The sequence below is a fragment of the Rathayibacter sp. AY1A2 genome (assembly GCF_002930935.1).
Lineage (GTDB): Bacteria > Actinomycetota > Actinomycetes > Actinomycetales > Microbacteriaceae > Rathayibacter.
Window position 1 is genome coordinate 299,655 of record NZ_PSTP01000002.1, and the last position, 15,702, is coordinate 315,356.

Sequence of the window (15,702 nt, forward strand, 5' to 3'; positions counted from 1 at the left end):
ATCCCCTCCGCCCCCTCTCCGACCTCCGAAGGAAGACCATGACCGACGCCTACTACGACCGCGCAGCCGACCGCCGCTACACCGCCGCCTACAAGAAGGAGACCCCCGACGTCCTTGCGGCGTTCACCGCCTTCGACACCGCCGTCTTCGCTCCGCAGGGTCGCGAGATCCCGCTCAAGTACCGCGAGCTCATCGCCTACGCCGTGGGCATCAGCAAGCAGTGCGTCTACTGCATCGACGGCCACGGCCAGAACGCCGTGCGCGCCGGTGCGACCGAGACCGAGCTCGCCGAATCAGCCTGGGTCGCGGCCGCCATCGGAGCCGGAGCCGCCTTCGCGCACGGCCGACTCGGCTTCAAGCTGACCGAGGACCACCCGCACTGATCGTGCCCCCGCCCCAGTCCCTCCTACCGATCGGCCGATCATGACGAACGAACCCGCCTTCAGCATCACCCTCACCCCCTTCGACGAGGACTACTCGCCGGCCCAGAGCTCCCGGATCACCACCAACTTCGCGAATCTGGCCCGCGGCGAGCGCCGCCGGGAGAACCTCCGGACCGCGCTGCGGATGATCGACGACCGGTTGAACGATCTCGTGCCGGGCGACGATCCGAGCCGCGGCCGCTACACGGTCGGGCTCGACATCGTCTCCGTCGGGCTGCGGCTCACCACGGACGGCGAGGACCGGGAGTTCCCCCTGCTGGAGGTCCTGCGCACCCGGATCCTCGACCGCCGCACCGGCCGATGTCAGCCGGGGACACTGGGGAACAATTTCTCCTCCTACCTCCGCGACCACGACTTCAGCGTGCGGCTGCCGGCGGTCAACGCCGCGCAGGCCGGCTTCACCGTCCCCGACGACTTCGGCGTCCTGCACGGCGCGCTCTTCCAGCACTTCCGGGACTCCGCGCAGTACGCGGAGCTCTCGTCGACGCCGCCCGTCATCTGCATCAGCGTCTCGACGAGCAGGACGTACCGGCGCACCGGGACCCTCCATCCGATCCTCGGCGTCGAGTACCGGCAGGACGAGCTCTCGCTGACCGACCGGTACTTCGCGGAGATGGGCCTCGGGGTCCGCTTCTTCATGCCGCCCGGCAGCACGGCGCCGCTCGCGTTCTACTGCGGCGGCGACCTGCTGGAGGACTACTCGGACCTCCAGCTCATCGCCACCATCAGCACGATGGAGACGTTCCAGAGGATCTACCGGCCCGAGATCTACGGCGCGCGCTCAGCCGCCGCCGACGTCTACCGGCCGGACCTGGAGCAGCAGGACTACGTGCGGCCCGCGGTCTCCTACGACCGCGAGGAGCGCGGTCGGCTCGCGGTCGAGCAGGGGCGGTTCGCGGAGGAGCACCTCATGAAGCCGCACGGGGAGCGGCTGCGGCAGTGGGCCGCCGGGTACGCGGGAGCGGTCCGATGAGCGCCCGCGGATCCTCGACGTCCCTCCCGCTCCTGCCCACCTCGATCGCCGGCAGCCTGCCGAAGCCGTCGTGGCTCGCGCAGCCGGAGACCCTGTGGTCCCCGTGGCGCCTGACCGGCGACGCCCTGGCCGAGGGCAAGCAGGACGCCCTGCGCGCCGCCGTCCACGAGCAGCACCACCGGGGCGTGGACATCGTCAGTGACGGGGAGCAGACCCGGCAGCACTTCGTCACGACGTTCATCGAGCACCTCACGGGTGTCGACTTCGAGCGGCGCGAGACGGTGCGCATCCGCGACCGGTACGACGCGAGCGTGCCGACCGTCGTCGGCGCCGTGGGGCTCGAGAGGCCCGTGTTCGCCGACGACGCCCGGTTCCTGCGCGAGCAGACCGATCAGCCGATCAAGTGGGCGCTGCCCGGCCCGATGACGATGATCGACACCCTCTCCGACCGGCACTACGGGAGCCGCGAGAAGCTGGCGTGGGAGTTCGCGACCATCCTCAACGAGGAGGCGCGAGCCCTCCAGGACGCCGGAGTCGACATCGTCCAGTTCGACGAGCCCGCCTTCACCGTCTTCTTCGACGAGGTGCACGACTGGGGCGTGGCCGCGCTGGAGAGGGCGGCGGAGGGACTCCGCATCGAGACCGCGGTGCACATCTGCTACGGCTACGGGATCAAGGCGAACACCGACTGGAAGGCGACCCTCGGGTCGGAGTGGCGGCAGTACGAGGAGTCGTTGCCGCTCCTCCAGCAGTCCTCGCTCGACATCGTCTCGCTGGAGAGCCACCACTCCCACGTGCCGATGGAGCTGATCGAGCTCGTCCGCGGCAAGAAGGTCATGCTCGGAGCGATCGACGTGGCGAGCGGGACCGTCGAGACGCCCGAGGAGGTCGCCGACACCCTGCGACGCGCCCTCCGGTTCGTCGACGCGGACCTGCTCCTCCCGAGCACGAACTGCGGCATGGCGCCGCTGCCCCGCGACCTCGCCTGGGGGAAGCTCAGCGCGCTGAGCGCGGGAGCGGCGATCGTCCGCGAGGAGCTCGCGCCCTGACGGGCCTTCGGGGAGACGTGTCGCGGCCGGCCCGTCTCCCCGGAGGTCCCGCCCGCCTCACCCCTCCGCTCGCGTCTCCTGCGCCGCGATGTCCTTCATCGCCAGGTCCGCCCGGCGGAACTGGTCCGTCTCCGGGAGCGCGAGGTGCAGTCCGGCGACGGTCGTGAGCGAGACCGTCACCTCGGCCACGGTCACGTCGAGGACGTGCCCGCCCTTCTCGCGGGCGTCGTCGACGTAGTGCAGGTGGTACCCGGGGACCGACACGGCCTGCTCGAACTGCGGAGTGCGGAAGCCCGCGATCGTGCCGCGGGTGTCGGCGATGCCGGTGACGCTCTGGTGGGCGGTCGCCTCGATCAGGGGCGGGTACGGCTCGGTCTGCGCGCCCACGGTCCGGGTTCGGACCTCGGTGAACCGGCCGTCGATCCGCAGGGCGACGGGGATGTTCCCGCCGTCGACCGCGTCGTCGATCAGCCGGGTGAGGCCGGCGAGACCGGTCGGCTCCTCCACCGTGAACGTCGTGGTCGCGTGGAAGGGCAGCACGGCGGCGAAGGGCGTCCGGTCGTCGCCGTCCGCGACCTGGACGGAGCCGTCGCTGCGCAGGTGGTAGCAGACGCCGTCGACGATCACCATCTCGCCGTCCAGGTGGTTGAAGGTGCCCAGCCCGAGGTCGCCGTGGGTGAGCAGCTCGCCGATCGTCAGGTCCCCGTCGTAGACCCCGGCCAGCAGGGCGGCCATGGTCGAGCTCTGGTAGATCGCGTAGTCGTCGGTCGAGTCGACCGTGTGCGTGCTCATTCGAAGGCGTCCTCGACCAGGTGGGCGGCGATGTCGACGTTGCGGCTGTAGTCCACCGCGACGTCGATGATCGAGACGCCCGGCTCGGCGAGGGAGGCGCGGAAGGCCTCCTCGAACTCGGCGAGGCCGCTCACCCGCCTGCCCGTGGCGCCGAACGCCGCGGCGAACTTCTCGATGTCGTAGTCGCCGAGCTGGACCCCGGACTTGCGGCCGTACTTCAGCAGCTGCTGGAAGCCGACCATGTCGTAGGTGTCGTCCCGCATGATCACGTGCGTGAACGAGAGGCCGAGCCGCGTCGCCGTCTCGATCTCCGTCGCGGAGAACAAAAACCCTCCGTCACCCGAGACGGAGACCACCGGGGTCCCGGGGCGCAGGAGGCTCGCCGCCATGCCCCACGGGAAGGAGACGCCGAGGGTCTGCTGCCCGTTCGAGAAGAGCAGGTGCTTGGGCTCGTACACGCGGAAGTGCCGGGCCATGAAGATGTAGTTCGAGCCGATGTCGCAGGCCACGGTGGCGTCGTCCGAGAGCAGGTCGCGCATCAGGAGCACGAGGCGGGCGGGATCGACGGTCCCGAGAGCCGCCTCGGCCGTCCGCGCCGCGTCGTCGATCCGCTCCAGCTCGCTCCGGTGCCGGGCGACCCGGTCGGCCGCGTCCTCGTCGAGCTGCAGGCCGGAGACGAGGGGCGTGAGGGCCGCGACCGTCTGCGCGAGATCGCCCTTCAGCTCCAGCGCCGGCAGGTAGTGGTTGTCCAGCGGGGCGTCGACGGAGTCGATGTGGACGATCCGGCGGTCGACGTCGCTGTTCCAGATCACCGGGTCGTACTCGACGGCGTCGTAGCCGATCGCGACGACGAGGTCGGACTCGGCGAGGGCGAGGTCGGCGGGCTGGTTCTTGAACAGGCCGACGCGGCCGAGGTAGTGGTCCTCGAGCTCGCGAGAGACGAGGCCGGCCGCCTGGAACGTCTCGATCACCGGCAGCTCCGTCTCGCTGATCAGGACCCGCAGTGCCGCCACGGTCGCCGGCTCCGACGCGCGGAGTCCCACGAGGAGGACGGGCCGCTCCGCGGTGTTGATCAGGTCGGCGGCGTGGGTGAGGTCCTCGGCGCGCGCCGGACCGCTCGTCGGCCCCGTGGCCGCCCGGGTGATGACCTGCGAGGTCGGCGCGGCCATCACGCTGGCCGACAGGACGACCGCCGCGGCGCCTCGGGGCTCGGTGACGGCGGCGCGGAAGGCGTTGCTGACCGCCTCCGAGACGTCGTCCGGATCCGTCGACTCGACCGTGTACTTCGTCACGGTGGTGAGGAAGGCGGCCGCGTCCATCGACTGGTGCGTGCGCTTGAGACGGTCGGAGAGCTGCACGGCCCCGGCGAGCGCGACGACCGGGTCCTGCTCCGTGTTGGCCGTGAGCAGGCCGGTGGCGAGGTTGGTCGTGCCGGGGCCGGAGGTCACGAGGACGACGCCCGGGCTGCCCGTCAGCCGTCCCACCGCGGCGGCCATGAAGGCGGCGTTCTGCTCGTGCCGGCAGACGATCAGCTCCGGCCCCTCGTCGGCGAGGACGTCGAAGACCGCGTCGATCTTCGCTCCCGGGATCCCGAAGACGTACTTCACGCCGTTGGCGGTCAGGGTCTCGATCACCCGCCGTGCACTGCGCGTCTCGACGTTCGGCTGCTCCATGGTCCGCTCCGCTCTCTCCTCGGTTGTACCGACGAGCGTAGGAACGGGGGCACCCGGAGCGACCCGGTCAGATGACTCGTTCCCACCGGTGCATCTCCGGCGGCGTACCGATCGCAGTGACGGAGCGCTCGGCCGGGACACGCTCGGCTCCCCCGCCGACGGTCTGCTCCGAGAGTCGTCCGACGCTCGCCGCGACGTCCCCGGTCGTGATGGACTTGCCCGCATGATGATCTCTCCGCGCGAGTCCGCGCACGACACGAAGGCAGGCGTCTGATGGCCGAGGAGCGCGCGATCCTCGCGGGCGGATGCTTCTGGGGGCTCCAGGAGCTCATCCGCGACATGCCGGGCGTCTTCAGCACCCGCGCCGGGTACGCCGGCGGCAGCACGCCGAACGCGACCTACCGCCACCACGGCGACCACGCGGAGGCGGTCGAGATCGAGTTCGATCCCGAGCAGCTCTCCTACCGCGACCTGCTCGAGTTCTTCTTCCAGGTGCACGACCCGACGACGAAGAACCGTCAGGGCAACGACATCGGCACGGCCTACCGGTCCGTGATCCTCTTCCTCTCGCCTGAGCAGGAGAGGGTCGCGCGTCAGACGATCACCGAGATCGACGCGTCGGGCCGCTGGCCCGGACCGGTCGTCACCGAGGTCGAGCCCGCGGGAGAGTTCTGGGACGCCGAGGAGGAGCACCAGGACTACCTGCGCAAGCACCCCGGCGGCTACACCTGCCACTGGGTCCGGCCGAAGTGGGCGCTCGACGCCTGATCCCGGTCACGCGGGACGCGGGGCCCAGGGCTCCGCTCCCGCGGGCACGGCTCGCGCGCGGTGCGCGAAGAGCAGCACGACGGCGAGCGCCGAGAGCACGAGGGCCGGCGTCGGAGCCCAGGCCGGGGCGAGCGTCACGGTCGCCGCTCCGACGACCGCCCCGCCCGCGAGGCTCGCGACGATGAGCGCCTGGAGGGTCCTCGACCCGGACGAGCGCTCGGCGAGCTCCTGCATCAGGCTCGTGAGCGTGCCCGTGACGAACGTCGTCGTCAGGCCGGCGGCGCCGGAGATCCGCTTCGCGAGCACGGTCTGCAGCCCCAGCGCAGCCGCGCTGGTCGCGATGAACGCGCAGTCCACGAGCAGCGACGCGCCGCCCTGCACCGTCGGCCAGGCGACCGCGACGGCGAGCTGCAGGACGACCCCCACGAGCGCGATCGCGCGGAGCGGACGTCTCCCGTCGCCGGTCGACGGCGTGCGCGCCCGGGTCGTGCGGAACCCGGCGTAGACCGCTCCGGCGAAGAAGACGATCGCCGTGACCGCTCCGGCCGCGGTCGTCAGCCAGGCGGAGCGGGGGTACAGCCCCAGCAGCACCAGGTTGCCCGTCATGTTCGCGGTGAAGATGCCGCCGAGCAGGAGGAACGCGAACGCGTCTGTCGCGCCCGAGGCGATGGCCAGCAGCACCAGGGCGAGCCGCAGTCGCGCGGGCCCGGTCACCGCCGTCACGCGAGGCCCTCAGCCATGGAGCTGCCGCCAGGTGACGATCTGCTCTCCGCGGAGCTCGTAGCTCCCGAAGCAGCGGCGCCAGTGGCCCTTCCCCGTGTCCGAGCGGAGGTGCAGGGCGTGCTCGGTGAGGACGACGCTGCCGGCCACGGCGATCGTGACGAGGGCGATCCGGATCTCGGTGAACGCCCGATGGACCTCGTCGCACATCTCGAGGACCCGCGCCCGCCCCGCGATCTCCTGCGAGCTCGACGCGCTGTAGACGACCTCCGGATGCAGGAACGGGACGAGCTGGCGGCTGTCGCGAGCGCTCCACACCTCGAGGAAGTCGCGCACGACCAGCTCGTTCTCGATCATCGCGACGCCCCGCACCGACGCGTCCTGCCAGCTCTCGGCCATGGGTCCTCCCGCCGTCCCCGCACCGACACTCGTCGATGGCGACGAGCCTGCCCGAGACAGCCCCGGGCGCCTACGCGTCGGATGACCCGATCTCCCCGCAGGCGGGGTCACCGCGCGTGCGCCGTCGCCAGCTCGCCCCAGTGCGTCGTCGCCCGGAGCGAGAGGGCGTCGCGCTTCATCGTCCACACCGGCCCGGTGCGGATGCCCGCCAGCCCGAGGCCGACCGCGGACCGGCCGTGGCGCTTCGTCACGGCGTCGATGGTGGCGCCGAGGCCCTTCGTGTCGAAGGCGGTGTCGAAGATCTCGAGCAGCGCGTGGGAGTGCCGCGGCGACAGGTTCGTGAGGATGACGCCGGCCCGCACGTAGCGCGCGCCCTCCCGCAGCCGCGGGCGCAGGGTGCCGATCGCGGCCCTCACCATCGCCACCGGGTCGTCCGTGGGGACGGGGAAGCCGGCCAGGCCGCCCGCGGACTCGTAGGGCGCGTCCGCGAACGGCGACGTTGACGCGAACACGCTCATCGTCCTGGTGACCGACTCCTGAGCGCGGAGGCGGTGGGCGGCGCGCTGCGCGTAGACGGAGAGCACCTGCTCCATGCCCGCGATCGTCGTCACGGGAGTGGCGAACGACCGGGAGAAGATCAGCTGGTCCCGGACGGTGCGGGCGGGCTCGAGGGGGATGCAGTCGACGCCGCGCAGCTCGTAGACGGAGCGCTGCAGGACGACCGAGAACTTCTTGCGGATGAGCGCGGGGTCCGCGTCGCGGAGGTCGCGGACGGTGTGGATGGACAGCTCCGCGAGGCGCTTCCCGGTGCGGCCGGCGACGCCCCACAGCTCGGTGACGTGCTGGGAGGCCATGAGCGCGTCGAGCTGCTCGGGCGTGTACCAGTCGGTGTCGCAGACGCCCCCCAGGCGCGGGTGCTTCTTCGCTCCGCCCTTGTTGACGAACTTCGCGAGCGTCTTGCTCGGGCCGAAGCCGACGCAGACGGGCAGCCCGACGTTCTTCGCGACGGCCGCCCGCATCGCCCGGCCGACCTTCGCCCGCTCCGCCACGTCGCCGTCGACGCCGAGGAAGGACTCGTCGATCGAGTACACCTCCTGCCAGGCGGAGTAGCGGCCCAGCAGCTCCATGACGCGCGCGGACAGCTCGCCGTACAGCTCGTAGTTGCTCGATCGGGCGATCACCTCCGGGAGGCGACCGGAGCGGATGAGCGGCTCGATCTGGAACCAAGGCGTGCCGTTCTCGATCCCGAGCCTCTTCACCTCGTCGGAGCGGGCGACCACGCAGCCGTCGTTGTTCGAGAGGACGACGACCGGCCGGCCCGCGAGCCTCGGATCGAACAGCCGCTCGCAGGAGACGTAGAACGAGTTCACGTCGACCAGGGCGATGCGCCGCTCAGAGCGCACGGTGCAGCCGGTGGAGGCAGACGGTGACGACGCCCCACACCTGGAGGTCGCTCAGCTCGGCGACGTGGATCGGCGGGTACTCCGGGTTCTCGGCCCGCAGCACCACTCCCCCGGGGTGCAGCTCGAGGCGCTTGACGGTCAGCTCGCCGTCGAGGATCGCGATGACCACGCTCCCGTGCGTCGGCGTGATCGACCGGTCGACCACGAGCTCGTCGCCGTCGCTGATGCCCGCGCCGACCATGCTCTCGCCCGAGACGCGGACGATGAACGTCGACGTCCTGTCGCGGATCAGGTGGTCGTTGAGGTCGAGGGACCCGTCGAAGTAGTCCTGCGCCGGCGACGGGAATCCGGCCGCCACCGCCTCGCTGGTGACGAGGAACATGACGGCGACGGCGTCCGAGGCCGGGGTCGCGATGCGCTCCACGACGGTCACGCCCATGGTCGGCCCCCTCCTCGTCTCATCGAACGGGTGTTCGAACGCGTCCGAGTGTAGGTCGGGGGCACCGACATTCGGGAGGCGCTCGGCGCCGTCCTCGACCGCTCGCGGGGACGATCACCGGAGACGCCGCTGGGCGCCCGGAGGAGTGGCGCGTCGGCCGACGCGAGTCCAGCCTCCCTGGAGCCTTCTCCGGCACGATCCGACCTCATCCCCTCGGAAGGAGCTCCTCTCATGCGCGCATCCCGTCCTCTTCCCGGCGACCCCTGGCCGTCGGAGATGGTCATCACGGTCGAGGACAACCCCGCGGCGCTGCTCGAGCTCCTCTGGATCCGCGAAGCGTGGGGCTTCACTCCGGCGGGCGACGGGCCGCCGCCGCTCGAGCGGTCCCCGGAGCGGGTCGGGTCGGCGGAGCCCGGCGCCGACGAGCAGCGCGCCTGGCCTCAGCTGTGGCAGGACTGCGTCGAGCATCTGGCGGTCGAGACCGGCCCGCTCCTCCGGCAGCTCTCCAGCACCGCCGACGGATCGCTCGAGCGCGCACGCCTCCTCGACCTCGCTCGCGGCCCCGGCTGGCGCGAGCGCTTCGGCGACGACTCCCTCGGAGCCCCCCTTCCGCGCCTGGCACGACGAGCTGCGGTCCGCCCGGATGGACGCGCGGGACGTCCCGCTGGACGCCGCCCCGGAGCGGCGCTGCCTCGGCTCCCTCGTCCCCGCCTGGGAGGCCGGACTGAGGACGGTGGTCACCCTCCCCTGCCGCGGCGAGTACACGCGCGCCGTCTCCGGCTCGGTGCTGCTCCTGACCGACAGCGACCACCGGGACCCGGACCGCTACGCGGCCGCGCTCCGCCGGTTCGCCGACGGCTCTCTGGAGTGACGGGGCACGGATCTCCGGATCGGATGAACGCTCGCGCGCTCCGGACGGTATCCCCCTCCGAGCCGCCGATCTCCGGCGACCGCAAGTCTCGAGGAGTGCACGATGACCAGGAACATCAGAGTCGGTATCGCAGCTGTCGCCGTCGCGGGCGTGATGGCGGTGGCACCCGTGCTCGCCGGTGCGAGCAGCGTCGCTCCCGCCGCGGCGACCAGCGACTCCAGCAGCGCGTCGGACAGGAACCTGATCAACGCGGTCCGCTCCGTAGCGGCGAAGCTGCGGGTCGTCGGACTCTCCGACGGCGGCACGAAGCTCGTGCAGTTCAACCCGACCAAGCCCGGCAAGGTCACGAACCGCGTCGCCGTCACCGGCCTCACCGGCGGCGACACCGCGCTCATCGGCATCGACTACCGGGTCCAGGACGGCGCCCTCTACGGCGTCGGCGACAACGCGGCGAGCGCCGGCGTCTACTCCATCAACCCGTCCACCGGCGTGGCCACCCAGGTGACCCGTCTCACCGTGGCGCTGAGCGGCACCTCCTTCGGCGTCGACTTCAACCCCGCCGCGAACGCGCTCCGCGTAGTCAGCGACACGGGCCAGAACCTCCGTCAGCCGTTCGCCACCGCGGGCGCCGCGACGGTCGCCGACGGCACGCTCAGCTACGCCGCGCCCGCCGTGGCCACCGGTGTCGCCGGGGCCGCGTACACGAACAACGACCTCGACGCGAACAGCGCGACCACCCTGTTCGTCCTCGACACGGCCCTCGACCAGATCGCCATCCAGTCCCCGGCCAACGCCGGCACCCTGGCGCCGACCGGGAAGCTCGGCCTCGACGCAGTGGGTGCGACCGGCTTCGACATCTACTCCGTCCTCCGCAACGGCAGCTCCATCGGCTCGGTCGGCCTCGCCGCCGTCAACGGGTCGCTCTACGAGATCGGACTGCTGAACGGCACGGCGACTCCGCTCGGCGCCATCGGCGCGAACGTCACGGACATCGCCGTCCCGCTCGTCCAGCGCTGACCCGAAAGGCTCCCGGCGACCGCGCCCCTGCCGACCGACGCTCCCGGTGAGCGCCGGTCGGCAGGACGCCGGTCGGCAGGACGCTCCGGCGGGCCGCCGGGGCCGAGAGCCCTCGTCGGAAAGTTCACTCAGCTATGCATCACCGTTCACCCACCGATGCGGCGATGAGGAGTGAGATGAGCGTGCCCCTTTCCGGGGTCTCACCTCTCAAGGAGTCCACGACGTGACACGACTGTTCCGCTCCGCGAACCGCGGACGCTCCGCTCTGGCCCTCTCGGCCGCTGCTCTGGTCTGCGCCGCCGCCCTGGCCGCACCCGGCGCCGCCACTGCCGTCGGTGCCGCCGACCTCTCCGCCACCGGCGGAGCCGCCCGCATCTCCCCGGTCGACGCCGACCTCTCCGACTCGCTGCGCGCAGCGGTGAAGGAGCAGGACGCGAAGAACGTCATCCTCCTCATCGGGGACGGCATGGGCGATTCGGAGATCACCGTCGCCCGCAACTACCAGTACGGAGCGGCCGGCCGCTTCCCCGGGATCGACGCCCTGCCGATCACCGGCCAGTACACGACCTACTCGCTCTACCGCGCGGACGACCCGGCGACGGGCGCCGTCAAGGGCGCCCCGGACTACGTGCCCGACTCCGCCGCCACCGGCAGCGCCTGGGCCACCGGCACCAAGACCTACGACAACGCCATCTCGGTCGACATCGACCAGCAGCGCAAGGACACCCTCCTCGAGATCGCGAAGGCGAACGGCCTGAAGACCGGCAACGTCACCACCGCCGAGATCCAGGACGCCACCCCGGCCGTGCAGGCCGCCCACGTCGACGCCCGCAGCTGCTACGGACCCGACAGCGCGAGCTGCGGCGACGACGCGCTGGAGAACGGCGGACTCGGCTCGATCAGCGAGCAGATCCTCGACACCCGCGCCGACCTGACCCTCGGCGGAGGGTCGGCCAGCTTCGCGCAGGTCGCCCGCGCCGGCGACTGGAGCGGCGAGCCGCTGTTCCAGCAGGCCGCGGAGCGCGGCTTCCAGGTGCTCGGGGACGCCACGACTCCCGCCACCGCCGCGCAGCTCGACGCGCTGACCGTCGCCGACCAGGACGCGCCCGTGCTCGGACTGTTCAACTCCGGCAACCTGCCCGTCCGCTACGCGCCCACCCCGGCGACGGTCGGCGGAGCGGACGCCGCCCCGCAGACCTGCGTCGCGAACCCCGACCGTCCGGCCGAGCAGCCGACGCTCCGCTCCATGACCGAGAAGGCGATCGACCTCCTCGACACCGGCGACCAGGGCTTCTTCCTCCAGGTCGAGGGCGCGAGCATCGACAAGCAGGACCACGCCGCGAACGCGTGCGGCCAGATCGGCGAGACCGTCGACCTCGACGAGGCCGTCCAGGCCGCGCTCGCGTTCGCCGAGGCGGACGGGAACACCCTCGTCATCGTCACCGCCGACCACGCCCACTCCAGCCAGATCGTCGACTCGACCCCGCCGACCTCGCTCAGCACCGCGCTGAAGACCGCCGACGGCAGCACCATGAAGGTGTCGTACGGCACGGCCGCCGAGGGCGGATCGCAGCAGCACACCGGAACGCAGCTGCGCATCGCCGCCTACGGGCCGGGCGCGGCGAACGTCGCCGGGCTCACCGACCAGACCGACACGTTCTTCACCATCACGAACGCGCTCGGAGTGGACCGCGACATCCGCTCGATGAGCTTCGGAGCCACCGCCGAGCTCTCCGGCTCGTCGTTCGCCCCCGGAGCCGACGTCACTCTCACCGCGAAGGGCTTCAACGGAGACACGCAGCTGATCGGCTCCGCGCCCCTCTTCACGGACCGCACCGCGACCCGCGACCTCGCCGGCGGCGGCCTCACCGTCACGGCGAAGGCGCCCGCCACGCCCGGCGACTACAGCGTCACGGTGACCGGCGACCAGACCGGCAAGGCGATCACCCTGCCGTTCACCGTCACCGAGCGCCCGAAGTCGAGCACCCCCATCACCGACAAGGTCAAGGACATCGGCGGGAAGCTGATCGACAGGATCCGCCAGCACTGAGCACTCGTCGGCCCGGCTTCTCTGGAGGAGCGCGGGCCGGCGGAGTCGCAGGAAGGGCCGTCCCTCGGGGCGGCCCTTCCTCGCGTCGGGGGGGGTGTCGGCACGACCGGACCGGTGAGCCCGCCTCCGATCAAGCCGCGCCGACTCCCGGCGACCGGTCGCGATGCGGCACGGCCCCCGCGCGCTGCACGATCGAGCGGATCAGCGCTTCGAGCAGCAGCGCCGCCCGGCTCGCTGTCAGCGGAGTGGGCTGCCGATCCGACGAACCACTGCGACTCCCCTCGGAGGAACAGCCCGCTGCTCGAAAAGGTCCGGCTCATCAGAGGGAAGCGCGACTCGGCGGTCGGTGCGGTTGATGTAGAAATCGAACCCGCTGCCGTCGATCGTCCGCCGCGAGTGGAAGACGGCGCCGACCATCTCCGACGGGAGCTCGGAGGCCACTCCGGCGGCCTCGAGAAGTTCGGCGACGACATCGAGGAGGTCACCCCCTCGGAGACGGGTCGAGACGTAGGAGGCGCTGCCCGCTCCGGCCGCGCGCCGCGTCACCGCCGGCTCGCCCGCGTGCGGTCCTGTCGCGTAGCGGCGGACCACCCGCGTCTCAGGACTGCGGAGCTGGATCCCCTCGGTCCACAGGGATCCGCGCAGGTCACCCTCCAGCAGGACGTGCTCCTCCTCGAGGAGCGGGTGGAACTCCTCCACTCGGATGCCGAGGAGGTCGCGCAGAGCACCCGGGTAGCCGCTGGCGACGACGTGGTCGTTCTCGTCGGCGATCCCCGAGAAGTACGTGGTGATCAGGTTCCCGCCGCCCTCGACGTAGCCGGTCAGCTCGCGACCTGTCCGCCCGGAGACGAGGTAGAGCATCGGAGCGACGACGACGTCGTACGGGGTCAGGTCGGTGCCCGGGGTGATCACGTCCGCGCGGACGCCCGCGTCGGCGAGCGCGCGCCACCAGTCCAGCGCCTCGCGTCGGTAGCGCAGCAGCGTGCTGGGGTGCGATTCCAGCTCGCTCGCCCACCAGGAGTCCCAGTCGAACAGGACGGCGACCGGGGCCGCCTCGCGCCGGCTCCCCGCCACATCGTCCAGCCGGCGCAGCCGCTCCCCCAGCTGGACGACGTCGCGGAACAGCTGGCTGTCCTCGCCGGCGTGGGGCAGCATCGCGGAGTGGAACTTCTCCGCTCCGGCGACGGACTGCCGCCACTGGAAGTAGCAGACGGCGTCGGCGCCGTAGGCGACGTGGGTGAGGGCGTCGCGCGCCATCTCCCCCGGCTGCTTGGGCTGGTTGACCGGCTGCCAGTTCACCGCGCTGGTCGAGTGCTCCATCAGGAACCAGGGCGATCCCTGCGCGACGCCTGAGGTCAGCGCCGCTGAGAAGGCCAGCTCGTCGAAGGACTGCTCCCCGGCGAAGCGGTAGTGGTCGTTGGAGACGAAGTCGACCTCCCGCGCCCAGTCGTCGTAGGCGGCGTGGTTCTTGCCCTCCATGATCATGAAGTTGGTCGTGACCGGGATGTCGGGGGTGATCCGCCGCAGCACCTCGCGCTCGGCGACGAGGTACTCCTTCAGGGCGTCGGAGGAGAAACGGAGGAAGTCCAGGCGCTGGGTCGGGTTCGGCAGGGCCGCCACCAGACGCGGAGTGAGCACCTCCTCGAACGAGCTGTAGCGCTGCGACCAGAACGCTGTCCCCCACGCCGCGTTGAGGCCGTCGATGCCGGTGTAGCGGCGCTCGAGCCAGGTGCGGAACGCCCGCGTGGCGTCCTCGGAGTGGTCCCAGGCGTTGTGGCAGCCGAGCTCGTTGCTGACATGCCAGGCGACGATCGCGGGGTGGTCCCGGTAGCGCTCGGCGATGCGCTCGACGAGCCCGAGGGCGTGCGCTCGGAAGACCGCCGAGGTGGGACGCCAGTGCTGCCGGCCCCCGGGCGAGAGGATCCTGCCGTCGGCGGTGACGGGGAGGATCTCCGGGTGGGCCAGCGTGAGCCAGGGCGGCGGGGAGGCGGTCGCCGTCGCCAGATCGACTCCGATGCCTCCGGCGTGCAGCAGGTCGAGGACCTCGTCGAGCCAGGCGAAGTCCCACTGGTCGGGGGCGGGCTGGATCTTCGCCCAGGAGAAGATGGCGACGGAGACGACGTCGACCCCGGCCTCCTGCATCAGCCGGACGTCCTCGGCCCAGACCTCGCGCGGCCACTGATCCGGGTTGTAGTCGGCGCCGAAGGAGATGCGCGGGGTGCGCTCCTCGCCGGTGCGGAGCCATCGGTGGTTCATGGGAGCCTCTCGTCGGTGTCCGGGCGCAGTGAAGACGGCGACCGCGGGTCGTGTGGGGTCGGGTCGGGTCGAGCGCGGGTCGAGCGCGATCAGGCGGAGCGCTGGGAGAGCGGGGAGATGACGAGCTCGTCGATCCGCACGTGGCGGGGTGCGTCGACCACGAACATCGCCGAGCGGGCGATATCGGCGGGCGCGAGCATCACCGAGCGGGCCGCCGCGCCGGGGACCTCGGGCCGCTGGCGCAGGAAGTCGCTGTCGATGTCCCCGGGGCAGAGGAGTGTCGCGCGGACGCCCGAGTCCGCCTCCTGGTCGTTGAGGGTGCGGACGACCGGCGCGAGCGCCGTCTTCCCGGCGCTGTAGGCGACTCCGGCGCCGGGCGAGGGGCGCCATCCCGCGATCGAGGAGACCACGACGATCACGCCGGATGCGGCGCGCAGTCCCGGAAGTGCGGCGTCGGCACTGCGGACGACGCCGAGGAGGTTGGTCTGCACGACGCTCGCGAACTCCGCCATCGACTGGTCCGCCCACGCCCGCCGCGGGGTGTTGGCACCGGCGGAGAGAATGACGGCGTCCAGGCGGTCGGTGCCGGTCGCGGCGGCGATCGCCTCGACGCGCTCACGGGCGTCGTCCGCGGCGACGTCGAACGGCAGCTCGAGGGCGGTGCCGCCTGCGGCGCGGACGAGTCCCGCCGTCTCGGACAGCTCGGGCGCCCTGCGCCCCGAGAGGGCGACGGTCCACCCCCGCTCCCCCAGGGCCGTCGCGCAGGCGCGCCCCACTCCGCTTCCGGCTCCTGTCACCCAGGCGACTCGCATCTCCGCGTCCATGAGATCTATAATAAGCAGACTTTTC

The 15,702-nt window shown here is 71.7% G+C and carries 15 protein-coding genes; 7 read left to right on the forward strand and 8 right to left on the reverse strand.

Features of this window, described 5'->3' with window-relative positions; translation table 11 throughout:
• Window positions 1-38: 38 nt before the first annotated feature.
• The 3 genes from C5B93_RS03845 to C5B93_RS03855 are packed head-to-tail and all read left to right on the forward strand — an operon-like array spanning window position 39 to window position 2,465.
• Window positions 39-383, forward strand: a complete 345-nt coding sequence (locus tag C5B93_RS03845) for a carboxymuconolactone decarboxylase family protein (protein WP_104223293.1) — start codon at window positions 39-41, stop codon at window positions 381-383.
• Between the two features lie 40 nt (window positions 384-423).
• Window positions 424-1,416, forward strand: coding sequence for a putative oxygenase MesX (locus C5B93_RS03850; RefSeq protein ID WP_104291814.1), 993 nt, complete (start codon window positions 424-426; stop codon window positions 1,414-1,416).
• Window positions 1,413-2,465: a methionine synthase gene (locus C5B93_RS03855; protein WP_104291815.1), complete on the forward strand. Its 1,053-nt coding sequence runs from the start codon at window positions 1,413-1,415 to the stop codon at window positions 2,463-2,465. Before C5B93_RS03850 ends, C5B93_RS03855 begins: the two co-directional genes overlap by 4 nt.
• 57 nt (window positions 2,466-2,522) lie before the next feature.
• On the opposite strand, the gene budA is transcribed toward C5B93_RS03855, so the two are convergent.
• Together budA and alsS are read right to left on the reverse strand one after the other, a co-directional pair.
• Window positions 2,523-3,257 (reverse strand): acetolactate decarboxylase, encoded by a 735-nt coding sequence (gene budA / locus C5B93_RS03860; RefSeq protein WP_104291816.1) that lies wholly within the window; start codon window positions 3,255-3,257, stop codon window positions 2,523-2,525.
• Window positions 3,254-4,930 carry an acetolactate synthase AlsS gene (gene alsS / locus C5B93_RS03865; RefSeq protein ID WP_104291817.1) on the reverse strand — a complete coding sequence of 559 codons (1,677 nt, stop codon included), beginning with the start codon at window positions 4,928-4,930 and terminating at the stop codon, window positions 3,254-3,256. Before alsS ends, budA begins: the two co-directional genes overlap by 4 nt.
• Before the next feature lie 273 nt (window positions 4,931-5,203).
• Here alsS and msrA point away from each other — a divergent pair, with 273 nt between their 5' ends.
• A complete protein-coding gene (gene msrA, locus C5B93_RS03870) occupies window positions 5,204-5,698 on the forward strand; it encodes a peptide-methionine (S)-S-oxide reductase MsrA (RefSeq protein ID WP_104226547.1) in 495 nt (164 codons plus the stop codon).
• Window positions 5,699-5,704: 6 nt separating this feature from the next.
• Here the strand turns inward: msrA and C5B93_RS03875 are convergent, their stop codons facing one another.
• From C5B93_RS03875 to C5B93_RS03890, 4 genes are all read right to left on the reverse strand, one after another.
• Window positions 5,705-6,421, reverse strand: coding sequence for a YoaK family protein (locus C5B93_RS03875; protein WP_104291818.1), 717 nt, complete (start codon window positions 6,419-6,421; stop codon window positions 5,705-5,707).
• A 9-nt stretch (window positions 6,422-6,430) separates the two neighbouring features.
• On the reverse strand, window positions 6,431-6,817 hold the full coding sequence (locus tag C5B93_RS03880) for a nuclear transport factor 2 family protein (protein ID WP_104291819.1): 387 nt from the start codon (window positions 6,815-6,817) through the stop codon (window positions 6,431-6,433).
• Between the two features lie 107 nt (window positions 6,818-6,924).
• Entirely contained in the window at window positions 6,925-8,220 is a 1,296-nt protein-coding gene (locus C5B93_RS03885; RefSeq protein WP_104291820.1) for a Y-family DNA polymerase, read from the reverse strand.
• On the reverse strand, window positions 8,210-8,602 hold the full coding sequence (locus C5B93_RS03890) for a LexA family transcriptional regulator (RefSeq protein ID WP_244230689.1): 393 nt from the start codon (window positions 8,600-8,602) through the stop codon (window positions 8,210-8,212). The genes C5B93_RS03885 and C5B93_RS03890 overlap by 11 nt, the downstream gene beginning before the upstream one ends.
• A gap of 700 nt (window positions 8,603-9,302) precedes the next feature.
• On the opposite strand from C5B93_RS03890, the gene C5B93_RS03895 reads away from it, so the two are divergent.
• The 3 genes from C5B93_RS03895 to phoA all read left to right on the forward strand — a co-directional run bounded on the left by C5B93_RS03895 (window position 9,303) and on the right by phoA (window position 12,597).
• Entirely contained in the window at window positions 9,303-9,530 is a 228-nt protein-coding gene (locus C5B93_RS03895; RefSeq protein ID WP_104291822.1) for a hypothetical protein, read from the forward strand.
• 102 nt (window positions 9,531-9,632) lie between these two features.
• On the forward strand, window positions 9,633-10,547 hold the full coding sequence (locus C5B93_RS03900) for a DUF4394 domain-containing protein (protein WP_208543349.1): 915 nt from the start codon (window positions 9,633-9,635) through the stop codon (window positions 10,545-10,547).
• A gap of 223 nt (window positions 10,548-10,770) precedes the next feature.
• Window positions 10,771-12,597 carry an alkaline phosphatase gene (gene phoA / locus C5B93_RS03905; protein WP_308471244.1) on the forward strand — a complete coding sequence of 609 codons (1,827 nt, stop codon included), beginning with the start codon at window positions 10,771-10,773 and terminating at the stop codon, window positions 12,595-12,597.
• Window positions 12,598-12,834: 237 nt separating this feature from the next.
• Here the strand turns inward: phoA and C5B93_RS03910 are convergent, their stop codons facing one another.
• Window positions 12,835-14,853, reverse strand: a complete 2,019-nt coding sequence (locus C5B93_RS03910) for a beta-galactosidase (protein ID WP_104291823.1) — start codon at window positions 14,851-14,853, stop codon at window positions 12,835-12,837.
• An 89-nt stretch (window positions 14,854-14,942) separates the two neighbouring features.
• Entirely contained in the window at window positions 14,943-15,677 is a 735-nt protein-coding gene (locus C5B93_RS03915) for an SDR family oxidoreductase (RefSeq protein WP_104223304.1), read from the reverse strand.
• Window positions 15,678-15,702: the final 25 nt, after the last annotated feature.

Coding starts and splice junctions, on each gene's coding strand:
- C5B93_RS03890 (WP_244230689.1), bottom strand. CDS start 8,602: ATGTTCCTCGTCACCAGCGAGGCGGTGGCGGCCGGATTCCCGTCGCCG.
- C5B93_RS03845 (WP_104223293.1), top strand. CDS start 39: ATGACCGACGCCTACTACGACCGCGCAGCCGACCGCCGCTACACCGCC.
- msrA (WP_104226547.1), top strand. CDS start 5,204: ATGGCCGAGGAGCGCGCGATCCTCGCGGGCGGATGCTTCTGGGGGCTC.
- C5B93_RS03895 (WP_104291822.1), top strand. CDS start 9,303: ATGGACGCGCGGGACGTCCCGCTGGACGCCGCCCCGGAGCGGCGCTGC.
- C5B93_RS03900 (WP_208543349.1), top strand. CDS start 9,633: ATGACCAGGAACATCAGAGTCGGTATCGCAGCTGTCGCCGTCGCGGGC.
- C5B93_RS03915 (WP_104223304.1), bottom strand. CDS start 15,677: ATGGACGCGGAGATGCGAGTCGCCTGGGTGACAGGAGCCGGAAGCGGA.
- C5B93_RS03880 (WP_104291819.1), bottom strand. CDS start 6,817: ATGGCCGAGAGCTGGCAGGACGCGTCGGTGCGGGGCGTCGCGATGATC.
- C5B93_RS03855 (WP_104291815.1), top strand. CDS start 1,413: ATGAGCGCCCGCGGATCCTCGACGTCCCTCCCGCTCCTGCCCACCTCG.
- C5B93_RS03910 (WP_104291823.1), bottom strand. CDS start 14,853: ATGAACCACCGATGGCTCCGCACCGGCGAGGAGCGCACCCCGCGCATC.
- budA (WP_104291816.1), bottom strand. CDS start 3,257: ATGAGCACGCACACGGTCGACTCGACCGACGACTACGCGATCTACCAG.
- C5B93_RS03850 (WP_104291814.1), top strand. CDS start 424: ATGACGAACGAACCCGCCTTCAGCATCACCCTCACCCCCTTCGACGAG.
- alsS (WP_104291817.1), bottom strand. CDS start 4,930: ATGGAGCAGCCGAACGTCGAGACGCGCAGTGCACGGCGGGTGATCGAG.